Annotated in this window: 12 protein-coding genes; 11 read left to right on the top strand and 1 reads right to left on the bottom strand. The window is 47.9% G+C overall.

Annotated features, from left to right (window positions below):
* The first annotated feature begins 19 nt into the window (after positions 1–19).
* The 5 genes from lgt to HMPREF1492_RS00620 are packed head-to-tail and all read left to right on the top strand — an operon-like array spanning position 20 to position 7,736.
* Positions 20–835 (top strand): prolipoprotein diacylglyceryl transferase, encoded by an 816-nt coding sequence (lgt, locus tag HMPREF1492_RS00640; RefSeq protein ID WP_035434902.1) that lies wholly within the window; start codon positions 20–22, stop codon positions 833–835.
* A 4-nt stretch (positions 836–839) separates the two neighbouring features.
* Positions 840–4,667, top strand: coding sequence for a DUF4430 domain-containing protein (locus tag HMPREF1492_RS00635; protein WP_035434901.1), 3,828 nt, complete (start codon positions 840–842; stop codon positions 4,665–4,667).
* Between the two features lie 38 nt (positions 4,668–4,705).
* Complete coding sequence (locus tag HMPREF1492_RS07145) at positions 4,706–5,323, top strand: DUF4430 domain-containing protein (RefSeq protein WP_156924069.1); 618 nt, start codon at positions 4,706–4,708, stop codon at positions 5,321–5,323.
* Positions 5,323–6,255: an energy-coupling factor transporter transmembrane component T gene (locus tag HMPREF1492_RS00625; protein WP_035434899.1), complete on the top strand. Its 933-nt coding sequence runs from the start codon at positions 5,323–5,325 to the stop codon at positions 6,253–6,255. The genes HMPREF1492_RS07145 and HMPREF1492_RS00625 overlap by 1 nt, the downstream gene beginning before the upstream one ends.
* Positions 6,252–7,736 (top strand): ABC transporter ATP-binding protein, encoded by a 1,485-nt coding sequence (locus HMPREF1492_RS00620; protein ID WP_051479317.1) that lies wholly within the window; start codon positions 6,252–6,254, stop codon positions 7,734–7,736. The genes HMPREF1492_RS00625 and HMPREF1492_RS00620 overlap by 4 nt, the downstream gene beginning before the upstream one ends.
* Before the next feature lie 4 nt (positions 7,737–7,740).
* Here the strand turns inward: HMPREF1492_RS00620 and HMPREF1492_RS00615 are convergent, their stop codons facing one another.
* Positions 7,741–8,202: a hypothetical protein gene (locus HMPREF1492_RS00615; protein WP_035434896.1), complete on the bottom strand. Its 462-nt coding sequence runs from the start codon at positions 8,200–8,202 to the stop codon at positions 7,741–7,743.
* Between the two features lie 240 nt (positions 8,203–8,442).
* On the opposite strand from HMPREF1492_RS00615, the gene HMPREF1492_RS00610 reads away from it, so the two are divergent.
* The 6 genes from HMPREF1492_RS00610 (at position 8,443) to HMPREF1492_RS00585 (ending at position 14,045) form a co-directional block, all read left to right on the top strand.
* Complete coding sequence (locus HMPREF1492_RS00610) at positions 8,443–9,054, top strand: ECF transporter S component (RefSeq protein WP_198014323.1); 612 nt, start codon at positions 8,443–8,445, stop codon at positions 9,052–9,054.
* 92 nt (positions 9,055–9,146) lie between these two features.
* Entirely contained in the window at positions 9,147–9,896 is a 750-nt protein-coding gene (locus HMPREF1492_RS00605; protein WP_035434892.1) for a ComF family protein, read from the top strand.
* 315 nt (positions 9,897–10,211) lie between these two features.
* On the top strand, positions 10,212–11,147 hold the full coding sequence (locus HMPREF1492_RS00600; protein ID WP_035434890.1) for a substrate-binding periplasmic protein: 936 nt from the start codon (positions 10,212–10,214) through the stop codon (positions 11,145–11,147).
* Positions 11,148–11,284: 137 nt separating this feature from the next.
* Complete coding sequence (gene hpf / locus HMPREF1492_RS00595) at positions 11,285–11,875, top strand: ribosome hibernation-promoting factor, HPF/YfiA family (RefSeq protein WP_198014322.1); 591 nt, start codon at positions 11,285–11,287, stop codon at positions 11,873–11,875.
* Positions 11,865–12,893, top strand: coding sequence for a DegV family protein (locus HMPREF1492_RS00590; RefSeq protein ID WP_035434888.1), 1,029 nt, complete (start codon positions 11,865–11,867; stop codon positions 12,891–12,893). Before hpf ends, HMPREF1492_RS00590 begins: the two co-directional genes overlap by 11 nt.
* 75 nt (positions 12,894–12,968) lie before the next feature.
* Positions 12,969–14,045 (top strand): NAD(P)-dependent oxidoreductase, encoded by a 1,077-nt coding sequence (locus HMPREF1492_RS00585; protein ID WP_035434887.1) that lies wholly within the window; start codon positions 12,969–12,971, stop codon positions 14,043–14,045.
* The last annotated feature ends 4 nt before the right edge of the window (positions 14,046–14,049 follow it).

Genomic DNA, 14,049 nt, shown 5'->3' with positions numbered 1-14,049 from the left:
TTAGTAAGTAGGACGTATTGTGTGGCTTGATGCTTTTTATCATTCATTAAACCCAGTAGCGCTTTCACTGGGTCCGCTGTCTATCAGGTGGTATGGTCTGGCATATCTCGTGGGCTTTGTGCTTGCTGGCGTAGTTATGTACAGAACTGCTCAGCGCTGGAAGCTTAACGTTACCCTTGATGACGTGCTTAATTTGATGGTAGGCATCTCGTTTGGCGTTATTGTAGGCGCCCGTCTGTTCTACGTAATTTTCTACGGTGCGGGTTATTACGTAGCTCATCCACTTGACGCATTTGCCCTAAGCCAAGGCGGTATGAGCTTTCATGGAGGCCTCGTAGGAGCTATTATTGGCGGCTCTATTGTCTGTAAGGCATCGGGTCTTTCTATCCCTACCATCTGTGACCTGGGAGTTATTGGTGCGCCACTTGGTCTTTTCTTTGGACGTTGCGCAAACTTCATTAACGGTGAGCTTTGGGGAAAGCCAACTGATCTGCCTTGGGGAGTTATGTTTGAGACAGGAGGAGCGGTTTACCGTCATCCTTCTCAGCTCTACGAAGCACTTCTCGAGGGCCTTGTGATGTTTGCTATTTTGTACATCCTTTCTAGGAAGTACCCTCCTCGTCCACAAGGAACGTTCATTGGAACGTTTTTGATGCTGTATGGCATTTTTAGGTTTGTCGTGGAATTTGTCCGTGTTCCTGACGAGCAGCTTGGCTATCTCTTTGGCAGTTTTATTACCATGGGACAGTTGCTCAGTCTGCCTTTAGTTGTATTTGGAATTGTGGTGCTTGTTTTGGCAAGAAGGCTAAACTCACCACAAGTTGGAAGGAATTAGAAGCATGTTTAAAAAGGCGCTCAATAGCCTTTTCTCCATACTCTTAGTGTTTGCGCTCTTACCAGCTCCTGCATTCGCAGAAGCAGCGGGGGAGTTGACCACTACTGTTACTGCAACCTCCTCAGCAGAAACTGCCCTTACTGCTCAGGATAACGCTTCTGGTACGGAAGCTACTTCTGGTACGGTAGCCGCCACTTCTGGCGCAGCAGACGCTACAGCTGGCGCAGCCACAACCTCTGAAGAGACAGGTCCTGGCGTTGCAGCAACCACAAATGAGACTGACTATCCACACAAAACGCTGGACCAGGCAGTAGAAACTCTGACTAATTCCTTCTATAAGCCAAAACCTCGCTATGGTGTAGATACTAACCTCAACACCATGGTTGCAGAAGAGCTGCGTCGCATTGGTGCTGGAGAGGTTAACGTTAGAGTGGCATCTGTTCAGATGTCTTCGACAGCCTCATATGCTCACGCAGGCATTTCTACTGATTTTGCGACTAATGGTTCTATTGAGTACTTCTGGATGGATGCGGCTGGTTTTACTAACCAGAGAAGCACTCTTATCCTCCGTCAGGCAAAAGTTACCTTTGAACTTTCCAAAGATGGCAAGACCGTCCAATATACCTGCAATGTTTTAATTCCTTGGGATGAGGCAAAATCTCAGGCGCAACTTGCTGACGTATCTCAAAACCTTGCGCCATCATACGCGGCAGGACAAAATGAATCTTCTGTAACTTCAGACTTTACCCTTCCACATAAGCTTGTTTCCGCAGATGGAAACCAACTTTCATGGTCTAAGGTCACTTGGACTAGCTCAGATACCTCTGTAGTTCGCATTGATGGATATGGTACTGAGCCTTATAAGGCAACGGTTACCCGCGGCATTCGTGATAAGCAGGTAACGCTGACTGCAAATGTCTCTCTGAGCAGCTCCGATGCCCCTCAGACAAACTATCAGAAAACCTTTACCATAACGGTTCCCGGAGATCCTTCGGCTATTACCGATGCACAGAATAATCTGTTGAGGCGCATTAACAGGCGTTTCTCGGCATCAAGCATTAAAGATGTGTATACCAATCACTCAATTAATGCCCAGGCAGTTACAGACGACCTGCAGATGCCTACGCCAAAGAACTTTGGCTTAGATGGAAAGCGCTATCAGTTTACGTACACTTCCTCCAATGCTGCTATTACGTTCAATGGCTATAGAGGAACGGTGTACCAGCCTTTGCCTTCTGCTTCCGCGCAGCAGGTAGACATTACTCTGACCGTTACCGATAAAGAAAATCCTGAGGTATCAGTCTCTAAGACTCTTACGGTTACGGTAAGCCCGCTTAATCAGGCTGACATTGATGCAGAGCTTGCTTTGATGAATAAGTCTAAGGCTCATTTCTGGGATGCGCTTGCTACTCCTTCTGGTCAGCAGGATAAGCAGAATGCGGTCTCTGAGTCCTTGGCTACACCAAACAAGTTTTATCGTGCTGCTGACGGCTCTTTGACCTGGTCTTATGATGTTAACAATACCGATAAGACCGCAAGTGGTATTGTGCCTTCGGAGTTCCCAACATACGACCCCATGGGCCCTTCTGATCAGGCGCGCACGTACAGTTCTTCTCAGCCAACAATCATTCAGAACGAGAATCTTGTTCTCGCACAGACTCCTGAGTACAACACGTCTGTTACGGTTTCGGCACTTCTTTCAAGTGCACGCTATTCTCGCTATGCAAGCTTGTATCCAGATAATGCGCAGTTCCAGGCCCTTACTAATCAGAAGGTCTCTGCTACCTTTACCGTGGCAGGCGAGAAGGGCGCTCGACCTGTAGAGGAAGACCCAGATCCAAGTCAGCTTGTTTCCGTCACTCTTTCTGTAGTAGGTCTTGATAAAGACGGTAAGCCTCAGCACTGGGCTCCTACGCAGACTATTGAGGTTCGTAAGGGTACCACTGCTGACAAGGCAACGTATGACTACCTGAAGAATAATGGCCTTACCTACGATGCAGCGGGCGGTTATTTGTCTTCTATTACGTCGCCTTCACAGGGACTTACGCTTGCAACAGCGCAGGTAGATGGCGCCTATAAATGGTGGCAGTTCTTTGTAAACGGTCAGCTTTCGGACAAGATGGCAAACAACGTTTCCTTGGACGAAAACACTACTATTACCTGGACATATGGTGGTCAGGATAGCTCCATTCCAACTCCTCAAAATGAGTTGGTCATCAATCCATTTGCTGAGCACCCTAACTACGATGCATCTTGGAGTGGTTTTGGTAGCGGAAACGGTTCCACTACTACGCAGAGCACCCCAATTAACTCTGCAGCCTTGCGCTGGAGTGTTACTGAGGGAACTCAAAATGCACCAGGATTTATTTCTGATCAGGTCATTGTTAAAGATACTGTCTATTACGTGAGTGGCTCTACCCTTAAAGCAGTTGATGTTGCAACGGGTAGCCTTATTGCTGAGGCACAGATTGGCTCTAAGGTTTCGTACTTTGCACGTCCTCTCTACGTTAATGGCATGATTGTTGTTGCTACCGATGATGGATGTCTTACCGCATTCTCGGCAACAACTATGGAGTGCATCTGGAAGACAGAGCCGCTGGATACCACCAATGCACTGCAATCTGTTTCTAGCCTGACGGTTAATAATGGCACCATCTTGGCTGAGTTTACTAAGATGAGCGGATTTGACGCAGCTGGTGGCTACATGGTTGCTGTTGACGCTACAACTGGTGCGCTTCGCTGGAAGCAGAATGCACAGCCTGCAAATATTCCTGGAGCAACCTCTGGTCAGCCTTCAGGTTATTACTGGTCTGGCGCAGCGGCTTCTGGCTCTGACTTTATGATTGGCGACGAGTCCTCCTCTGTCAGACTTATCAGCGGTACCACCGGCGCCATTGAGGCCGAGCTTAACCTTGGCTCGCCAATTCGCGCAGGTATTGTTCCTGTCTCTGTTGATCAAAACGGTAATGGAACCTATCTTGCCGTAACCAGAAATGACGGTACGCTGCACCTGATTAGAAGAAACGGTTCTTCTCTTGTTGAAGAGAAGCAAGTCAAATTTGCAGCAGAATCTACCTCTACACCAACTATCAGCGGTTCTAATGTCTTTGTTAACGGTGTCGATGCTGAGGGCTACGGAACTATCTCTGTGATTTCTCTTGATACCTTTACGGTGATTGACCAGGCCCGAGCTGGCAAGGGTAAGTCTCAGAGCACTCCTCTTGTTTCTGTTCAACAAAACGGTACCTATGCCTACTTCACGGTAAACGGTCTACCTGGTGGCGTATGGGTATACAAGTTGGGCACCAGCCGAGCAGCGCAGATTTACACTCCAGATAAGAACCATCAGAACTACACCACGTCGTCGGTCATTGCAGATTTTGAGGGCAATCTTTACTACACCAACGACTCCGGCACGCTTTTCTCGCTTATTAATCAGAAACCTTCTGGCGAGAATACCCAGCCATCTGGAGACATTTTTAGCAGGACAGATTCCACAGCTACAAACGTGCCAGCTCAAGATCCTTCATCTCCAGCTGCGCATGAAACTTCCTCGACCACCGCTGCGAGTGCTGGTGAGGAGGTTACAAAGGCTCCATCTGAGAACAAGACTGCAGACACTAACTCTGACGAGAAGCAGCTTCCACCTACTGAATACTCAAATAAGCAGGCTGCTGCCCCACAGCAGGTGTCCTCTGCACCTACCATTCCACTTCTGAGTGTCTTTGGTTTCTTTGCTTCTGGTGCAGTTCTTGCAGTGTTTGTAGTGTTGCTTAAGAAAGAAACTGCTGCAATTCACCATGTTCCCAATGGCCGAGGCCAGGTGAGATAGTGGTTAAGCTCACAAGAGAATCCAAACGGATTCTCTATTTGGCAGCATCAATAGTATCTTTTGTGTTCATGCTTTTCTTTGCATGGACATTAGTCCAGTATTTCTTTACGCCCGCTTCAAGCACTTCTGCTCAAGAAGCTCCTACCGCACAAGGTCAGACGGCAGCAGGTGCTTCTGGCACGCAAGCAGACTCTCAGACGTCACAGACGCAAGGGAGCTCTACTCCTGATGCTCAGTCAAATGCTGATGCGTCTAAAACGCAGGATTCTTCTAATCAGAAAACGTCGGAGCCTTCTAACTCTGGTAACTCAACAAACGCTGTAGCTGCTCCTCATAAAGAGAATAGTGCGCTTTCTGTAAGTGTTACGGTTGACGGCTCTGCAGCCAAAGGGTCTTCATTTACTGTCAACCTCCAGGTGCAAGAGGGTACGTCAGTCTATGACGCGTTGCTTGCAAGTGGAGCCGGGGTAAATGCACGTAGCACGTCGTTTGGTATGTACGTTGCGGCTATTAATGGGCTTGCAGAGCGTGACCACGGTCCACAGAGCGGTTGGGTATATTCAGTTAACGGTGTTCAGCCTAACTACACGTCAGATGCATATGTTCTGCATGATGGCGATTCGGTTGTTTGGACGTACGTTAACGCGGTGAACTAATGAATCCCGCGCGCACAAGCTTTTCTCGCCTTCATCCACTTGCTATGGTGGTGCTGTTTGGAAGCGAGGTTGCGCTTGCCGCGTTTTCTTTTCAACCTCTCTGTGCGCTGATTGCTTTTCTAGGAGCGCAGCTTTGTACAATCCAGTTGTTTGATACCAAACATGCTGCTAAACAGCTTGTTTGGTATGCTCCAATTATTATATTGATGGCGATAATTAATCCGTTTTTCTCGGCATCTGGATCTACCGTTTTGTATTCTTTTGGGCACACGCAACTGTACGCAGAAAGTCTGGTGTACGGGGCTACCTCGGGCCTGGTGCTCGTAAGTACTTTGAGCTGGCTTGAGTGCCTATTTGCAGTAGTATCGCCGCTCGAGATGTTACAGCGATCAAGCGTGCGCTTTCCGGGATTGCAGCTGGTCTTGAGTCTTTCTGTGCAGCTTATGCCACAACTACTTTCTGATCTGACAACAGCCCGTCAAATTCAGTCAGCAAATACCGCAGCTAGAAGGTGTGATTCTGCTGTGCAGTCACATCAGCAAAGCCGTGTTCCAAGTCAAAGCCGTCTTTTGAGCGCGAGAAAAACTATTGTGCAATCAGCTGCCACCATTAACGCAGTGTGCATGAGCGCGCTGGAGAAGTCGATGAGTACGTTTCAGTCTATCGTGTCTCGAGGTTGGGGGATGGCAGGGCACAGGAGTAGATGGAGCGCTGAAGTGCTTGACGCCTATGATACTGTGGCGTTGCTGGTATTTACTTTCTTAAGCGTTATAGCTGCGGTTTCTTTGTATATGCTGGTACAAGCCTGGCAGTTTTATCCTACTATGCCAGAGTTCCAAGTGAGTTTTTGGTATCTGGGCGTAGTACTGTTTACCGTTTTACCAGTAATTTTTGTGCGTATTGATACTGTCTTATGGGAGCAGTCTGTATGAATGAGCATTCTTCCTATATTCAGAATTCACTTACTATTTCAGCTAGTAAAGAAGTAGTTCTTGCTATTCAAAATCTCTCGTTTGCGTATGCTCTAACTCCAGACCGCAACGTTGTAGAAGATTTTTCCTGTGAGGTTTGTGCTGGTCAGATTAGTCTTTTACTGGGACCAACTGGTTCAGGCAAGTCCACCATTTTGAGCCTCATTAAGCCCGAGATTGCGCCTCAAGGTAGGCGAGAGGGTTCAATTGTTGTTTGCGGCCAAGAGGTTTCTACGATGACGCAGGCGCAATCCGTAGACACCATTGCATTTGTGCCGCAAGCCACTTCACAAGCACTTGTGTGTGAGACACCTTTGAAAGAGCTGGCTTTTGGCCTGGAAAATCGAGGCGTTTCAGAGAAAGAAATGCGCCGACGTATTTTTGAGACGGTCAGTTTCTTTGGCATGGAATCGCTTTTGCATAAACGCTGCAACGAGCTTTCCGGGGGAGAACAGCAGCTAGTGGCCCTTGCTGCAGCGCTTGTCATGCGCCCAAAGCTGCTTTTGCTGGATGAGCCAACCTCGCAGCTGGACCCGTTTGCGCAGAAGAGTTTCACCGCGCTCCTAGAGCGAGTGGCGCGCGAGCTCAACGTTGCCGTGCTTGTTGCCACCCACGACGTTGCGGCGTTCGAGCACCTCGCAGATATCCGCATCCACCTCGATGGCGAGAAGCCCGATGCGCTCCAAGCAGACGGCTCTTCTCGCCAGGCGCTTTGTCCTCGCAGCTCCGCGCCAAACCAAGCATCCACCGTGGCCGACAACACTCCCGTGCTCGAGTTCAGCGCCGTGACGTTTGCGTATCCACAGAGCGAGTACCTGGTGCTCAACAAGTGCTCACTTGAGGTCGCGGGGCGAGAAATTCGTGCGCTCGTAGGCGGCAACGGCTCAGGTAAGTCAACACTGCTTAAGCTTGCAGCGGGTGTTCTCCGTCCAAGACGCGGACATATCTACAACCAGCTCCAGCAATCCCAAGGATACATTCCACAAGATCCCGAGCTGCTCTTTACCTGCCTAAGTGTGGGCGAGGAGCTTGCTCAGTGGCAGCAGAGTGGCGCCTATTCTGACCAGGATGTTCAGGAGCTTCTGGAAGCTTCGGGACTTCTTGCTCGCACAACATATCAGAAGCTTATGTCTTCTCATCCATACGATTTGTCTGGTGGACAGCAGCAACTCTTAGCTCTCTTAAAAGTGCTGCTTACAAAAGCGCGTCTGCTTATTCTTGACGAGCCAACAAAAGGCCTGGATGCCCCAACCAAAGATGCTGTTGTCAATTTGCTTTCTCGCGCACAGTCAGAAGGTGCAACCATAGTAATAGCAACGCACGACATGCAGTTGATATCGCGCGTTGCTGATAACGTTTCTCTAGTTTTTGATGGTCAGATTTCTCTGACAGAGCCAACTTCAGAGTTCTTTGAGAACTCTTGGGTATGGTCGGCGGAGTAGGTGGCTAGAACCTTAAGAACGGCTCCTCATCCTGGCCAAGCTCCTCAAGAAGCTCATCGTCAAGATCGTTGATGTCGCCAAACTCCTCGTGTTCATGCTCCTCTTCATCTTCCTCATGATTGTGAGTATGCTCATTGAAGCCGTAGGCATTGGCTGTCTCATCATCAAACTCAAGTGTTGGAAGAGCGCTGGTAATGCTGCACAGACCAACTCCTGCAGGCATAATCTTTTGCCACTGAGCAATCAGAGGAGTGGTTGGAACTTCTCCCAGCTCAACAATGGAATCCAAGAAAATCTCTTTTGCGCCGTCAAGCAGGTCAGATGAATTTGCAACCTCAATAAGGTGCTCCGAGAAAAGCTCAAGCGCGTGATCTGTGGAATCTGCCTCAACAATACAAGGCATAAGACAGTAGTTGTCAGAAGAGTCAAGCTCGTCGTTGTAGCTAAAGTTTCCCAGATAGATCATGAAGACCTCCTTGTTGTAGTTTCAAATCATCTTATGCCAAAATAAGATAGACCTTCTCGATATTTTTATTTTGACGGTAAGCGTGAGGTTCTTGTGGATAATCGACACACGTTATCAATAGTCTTAGAGGTTGTGGCACTCTTTGCTACACCTATTATTCTTGCTATTGAAATGATATATTTTCCCGATTTTACCGCGGTATCTTCAATTATTTTAGCGATCATTTCAGTTGCATTATTTATGTTAAGTTTTGAGGCAAAGAAGCCATCAGTTGCCAATTTGGTACCTACTGCCGTCTTTAGCGCCTTAGGTGCTGCGGGAAGAATTGCCTTTGCGCCCCTCGCGTACGTAAAGCCTGTTTCCGCAGTTGCTATCTTCGCGGGAGCGTTTCTTGGCAGGCATGCGGGCTTTTTGGTAGGTGCCTTATCTGCGCTTCTTTCAAACGTTTTCTTTGGTCAGGGCTCGTGGACGCCATGGCAGATGTATGCGTGGGGACTTGTTGGCTATCTGGGAGGCCTTCTTGCAACTTTTATCTCAGCTTGTGCATCTTCTAAGCGTCCATCCGTCCAACAAAGCGAGAAACCCCACAAACTTCCACCTTTCTTGCTTATGATTTGGGCATTTATATCCGGACCATTCTTTGGCCTTGTAATGAACGTGTACTTTGTTATTGGATTTGTACATCCTTTAACGCTTGAATCCGCTCTTCTCGCGTTTGCGGCTTCAATTCCGCTTGATCTAACGCACGGCGTAGCAACGCTTGTTTTTTTGATTTTGTTATGGCTTCCGTGGCAAACATCCGTTAGCCGAATCCTCACAAAATACAATCTCACTGGTAGGAGCTTTAGATAAGCCATCTTTTTCCGTTTACCTAAAATGCCTTCCATTTTGCGACCTTTGATCTAGACTGTATTCACTGTCAGCCCCCAGATTTGGGGGTAAAAATGCAACCTACATCTATCCTTACTGCAACGGCAAACTCAACACTTGAGCTGCTTGCTCCTACGCGCTGCGTTGTGTGCGAGAAACCCGGCCAGCTCCTCTGCGATGAGTGTCGGGCAAAGCTGCCATGGATTTCTCAGCAGTGGGCATGTCCTAATTGCGGTGCTCCATACGGGAAGCTTGTTTGTTCAGAGTGTGCAGATAAAAAGAAACGACCTGTTCAGTGGGAGAGTAGAGCGGTCATTTGTGCCATGGGATTTAAGGGCCCTCCCGCACGGTTGATCTTGACGCTTAAGGATGGACACGAGCTTCGACTGGTGCCGGTAATTGCTGCAGCTCTATTGTGTGCGCTTGAAGAAGCCTCAGCATGGAAAGCTCGTGACGGTACCTCTCGCTTTGATAGTTCAAAAATTGATGGCGTTTCCTTTATTCCAGCAACTGCAGAAGCGTACGCGCGCAGAGGCTTTGATCATATGGAACTTGTAGCCCAATCGTTCTGCCAGCTTACAGGTTTACCTTTGTATGACGTGCTTATACGTCCTCATGCAAAGGACCAAAGAACACTTTCATCCGCTCAAAGGCAAATAAATTTGAAAGGAAGTATTGCTTGTACTGCGCCGGTTAATCAATCAAATATTTTACTTTTAGATGATGTTGTAACTACGGGAGCATCAATTAGAGAAGCCACTAGAGTACTTTGTGCCGCAGGCGTGCATTCTGTAACCGTAGGCGCATTAGCTCGCGTATGGTGAGTTACCTATGGTTGCAAACGGCTATACTTGATAAGTCTTTTCAGGTCTGTGGTTGCGAAGTTCTCTGTGAGCTTTTAGTCCATGACAGACGAGGTCAAAGGGATCCACGTAAGTTTGCGTGTGCGCACGTAAACGATCATGGCTCGTCCTAGAAGTAAGCCATACCGCCTGTTATATCAAAGAGACAAAGGGTCTCGCAGGCGAGAGAACTACTAGTGGAGCTGCTGCGGTAGCAAAGCAAACGTTCCAGTATGCGAGTGTGGGGTCAAATACCAGGTCAGCTGAAAAGACACCTGAATAGAAGAAGGAGTTCTGATGACGCGCGGTAAAAGCTCTCTTAAGGTGTTACTTCTTATAGCACTTGCTGTTGTTTTAACAGGATGCTCCATTGGTCCTATCAACATTGATCTGGATAAATGGTTCCACGTCAAGTCAGTGCAAGAGGCAATCCAAGAGAAGCGAGAAGCCCGTCAGCAGAAGATTCCTGATTCCTCTCTGCACACAGCTGGCACTTTGACCGTTGGTCTACGTACTCAGTCAGTAACAGCTCCAATGGTTGTGGCCTCAGAAGCTGGAACATTGCAGGGAATTGACGTTGAAATAGCTTCTGCAATTGCAGATCAGCTAGGCGTAGACGTCAAGTTTGTATCAGTTAACGGACCAGTAGATGGCCTACAAGCAGGTTGCGACATTGTCATGGATGTCAGAAGTGGTGAAGACTCAACAAGTACGCTCATTTCTGGTTATGCTGAGTATGCAACAGCTCTTTTCCATAAAGGTTCAGAGACAAACATTACTGCTGATAGTTTGAGTGGAAAGTCAGTTGGCGTTCAAACGGGTTCTTTATCTGAGCGCGCAATGGGTCAGGTACTCACGGGCATGTCTGTTCAAGGTTTTTCTAACCTAAATGATGCTTTTGAAGCACTTGAAAATGGCTCCATCGATTATGTGGCCTGTGATGCATATGCTGGTGCTTATTTAGCAGCAAACAAAGATATTTCTATGGTTGGTGTCGTTGACGTTCCATCCACGATTGGTATTTCTGTAGCAACCAGTAACAAAGCTCTCGCTACACAAATTCAGCAAGCTCTTTCAGCTATTCAATCTAACGGTGTCGAGGGAGTTATTAGAAACAAGTGGATTGGTACCTTGCCACACCTCTCAACTACCAATAAGATTTCTGGTCTTGTGGAAGTTTCTACGCAACCTACCAGCGCTGATTCAGCTACATCTTCCTCTGAGCAAAATTAATCGCACATAAAGAGAAATAGTCTCTAACCGTTTACCGCTCAATTCAACTTTTTATGGAATGATTGACCGACAAATGGGTATTGTTGTTATACAGACATCAGTTAGAAGATGTCTCGTGTATCCGATAGGAGGCTCCTATGGTGGACATCAAGATTTCGGGACGCAAGGTAAGCATTTCTGAGGCTTTGCACACACACGTAGATCAGAAAATCGGTGATGCTCTTAAAGTATTTGACATCACTCCTATGTCTTGCGATGTAGTTCTCAGAGTAGACAAAAACCCTTCAAATCCAGATAGAAAGACAGCTGAGGTTACGGTATTTGTTCGTAACAATGTTGTTCGTGTCACTGCTAGCTCTGACGATATGTATGTGGCTATTGATGAAGCAGCAGAAAAAGTCTCCAGACAACTACGCAAGTACAAGACAAAAGTTGTTGAGCGCCGTCATCATGTAAAGTCTGAGCGCGGAGTTGCTCTTACACAAGAAGATCTTGCCAATCTCATTGAGATTCCAGCTGAAGATCTTGATGACCAGCTTGTTCGCGAGAAATACATTGATCTTGAGCCAATGACGGAAGAGGAGGCGCTTGTCCAAACTGACCTTCTCGGCCATGATTTTTATGTCTTTGTTAATTCTTCTACTGGTTTGACTAATGTCATTTACCATCGTAAAAATGGTGGATACGGAATTATCAAACCTAAGATTGAGGAACAGGATGTTCAATAAAAAAGATAAAGCCGAAGAAGAAATCAGCGAGGTTGCCTTTGAAGATCTTGAGCCTACTGAGCTTTCAGCTGCATATCATAAGCCCAGTAACGTTCGAATCATCATGGACTCCTGCGCAGACTTTGCTCCAGGAATTGCTGAACAGCTAGGTGTTGATATCATCCAGTTCCCTTATGTGGGACCAGATGGAGAGCACTATGATGACGGCTGGAAGAGCATCAGTGCACATGAGTTCTTTGAGGGCATGCGCAAAGACAAAAAGCTGCGCTACACCACCTCTGCAATTACTCCTGGTCATTACCTCGAGGTCTTTGAGCGTGCTGCAAAGCAGGGCACTCCAACGGTATATCTTTGCTTTACCTCTGCGCTTTCTTCATCCTACTATGCAGCTGAGCAAGCAGCAGATATGGTAAGAGAGAAATACCCAGACTTTGAGATTTACGTAGTCGACAATGGTGCACCTTCGTCCGCAGCTCAGCTTTTGGGTCTTGAAGCAGTACATCAGGCCAATAAGGGTCTCTCGGCAAAAGAGATTGCCGAGTGGGCACAAGATGCGCGTAACTATATTCATGGCTACTTAACACTTGAGACCTTGGATGCTCTTGCTGCGGGCGGTCGCATTCCTGCTGCTGCAGCAAATATTGGTGGCAAGCTTGATGTAAAGCCAGAGCTTACCTATGACTCAACAGGAGCCCTTACCGTCAAGACAGTGTGCAGAGGCCGTAAGAAGGCACTCAAGTCTCTTATCCAGGACTTTAGAGATAGCTATTCTCATGACACCTCGCTTCCTGTTGGCATTATTTCTGCAGACGCACAGAAGGACGCTAATTGGCTTGAGGCTCAGATTCGTAAAGAGAAGGGCTGCGAGGGACTTACCATTATTCATAGCCAGGTAGGACCAGTCATTGGTGCTCACGTTGGCCCAGGCATGGTAGCTATTGTCTTCTGGGGCACTGATCGCCGCGAGAAGCTTTCGCTTTCTGACCGAATTGCTAACAGGGTTCGTAAATCTAATTAACGGGTACAAGGTATGGGGTCGCTCTTTGGAGCGGCCCCAGTTTGTATATTTATTTCAGTCTGAAAGGACTCATACATGGCACTGAGCAAGAATGCAAAGGTTGCTTTTATTGGAACAGGCATTATGGGCGCTCCTATTGCGGAGCACCTTATTTCTGCTGGCTATGATGTTACTGTTTACAACAGAACACCAGAGAAAGCGCATAAGCTTGTCTCGTTGGGCGCTCACGCTGCAGAGAGTGTGGCAGATGCTGCAAAAGACGCTGACGTTGTCTTTACCATGGTTGGTTATCCAACTGATGTTGAAGATGTTTACTTGGCAACAGATGGTCTTATCCGCGTTGCTAAGAAGGGCGCATACCTTATTGATCTGACCACTTCTTCATCTCAGCTTGCTCGTGATATTCACGATGCTGCTGAAATTGAGGGAAAGCATGCATTTGACTGTCCAGTTACGGGCGGTCAGAAAGGCGCTCAGGATGGTACTCTTACGCTGATTGTCGGCGCAACTGAGAATGATGTTGAGCCAGTACGCGCTCTTCTCGAGACCTTCTCGGCAAAGATTTTCTGCATGGGTGGTGCTGGCAAGGGTCAGACTGCAAAGCTTTGTAACCAGGTTTCTCTTGCTTCCTGCATGATTGGCTACGCAGACGCAATGGCCTTGGCAGAGCAGGGCGGACTTGACGTCGAGCAGATGCTTGAGGTTGTTGCAAGCGGCATGGGTTCTTCTCGCGCACTTAAAGAGCTTGCTCCTAAGTCGCTTGAGGGAGACTTCCAGCCAGGATTTTTGGCCGAGCACTTCCGCAAGGATATTGCGCTTGCTCTTGCTCAGTCTGAGGACCTTGAGATTACCCTCCCTGGTGTAGAAACTGCGTTTACCCTCTATGACATGCTCTGCCAGATCGGTGGCGCTCGCAAGGGCACTCAGGCAATCTCATTGCTTTATGCTGATGAGGCTACGAGCACTGCAGCTGGTCTTGACTGGTCACTTCTTGAGAGCCAGGAAGATGAGGGTGAGCACGAGTGCTGCTGTGGCCACGACCACGAAGATGGTGATCACGAGTGTGAGTGCCATGGTCACGGACATCATCATGAGCATCATCATGAGCATGAAGGTCACGAGCACGGTCATGACGGCCACTGCTGCCACTAAGTGC

The organism is Atopobium sp. BS2 (assembly GCF_000565075.1).
Lineage (GTDB): Bacteria > Actinomycetota > Coriobacteriia > Coriobacteriales > Atopobiaceae > Lancefieldella.
Note: the sequence above shows the minus strand (reverse complement) of the source record. Positions and strands in the feature narration are given on the sequence as shown.

Excerpts from the sequence above, each read along its gene's own strand:
- HMPREF1492_RS00635 (WP_035434901.1), top strand. The coding sequence starts at position 840 with ATGTTTAAAAAGGCGCTCAATAGCCTTTTCTCCATACTCTTAGTGTTT.
- HMPREF1492_RS00625 (WP_035434899.1), top strand. The coding sequence starts at position 5,323 with ATGAATCCCGCGCGCACAAGCTTTTCTCGCCTTCATCCACTTGCTATG.
- HMPREF1492_RS00620 (WP_051479317.1), top strand. The coding sequence starts at position 6,252 with ATGAATGAGCATTCTTCCTATATTCAGAATTCACTTACTATTTCAGCT.
- HMPREF1492_RS00615 (WP_035434896.1), bottom strand. The coding sequence starts at position 8,202 with ATGATCTATCTGGGAAACTTTAGCTACAACGACGAGCTTGACTCTTCT.
- HMPREF1492_RS00610 (WP_198014323.1), top strand. The coding sequence starts at position 8,443 with ATGTTAAGTTTTGAGGCAAAGAAGCCATCAGTTGCCAATTTGGTACCT.
- HMPREF1492_RS00605 (WP_035434892.1), top strand. The coding sequence starts at position 9,147 with ATGCAACCTACATCTATCCTTACTGCAACGGCAAACTCAACACTTGAG.
- HMPREF1492_RS00600 (WP_035434890.1), top strand. The coding sequence starts at position 10,212 with ATGACGCGCGGTAAAAGCTCTCTTAAGGTGTTACTTCTTATAGCACTT.
- hpf (WP_198014322.1), top strand. The coding sequence starts at position 11,285 with ATGGTGGACATCAAGATTTCGGGACGCAAGGTAAGCATTTCTGAGGCT.
- HMPREF1492_RS00590 (WP_035434888.1), top strand. The coding sequence starts at position 11,865 with ATGTTCAATAAAAAAGATAAAGCCGAAGAAGAAATCAGCGAGGTTGCC.
- HMPREF1492_RS00585 (WP_035434887.1), top strand. The coding sequence starts at position 12,969 with ATGGCACTGAGCAAGAATGCAAAGGTTGCTTTTATTGGAACAGGCATT.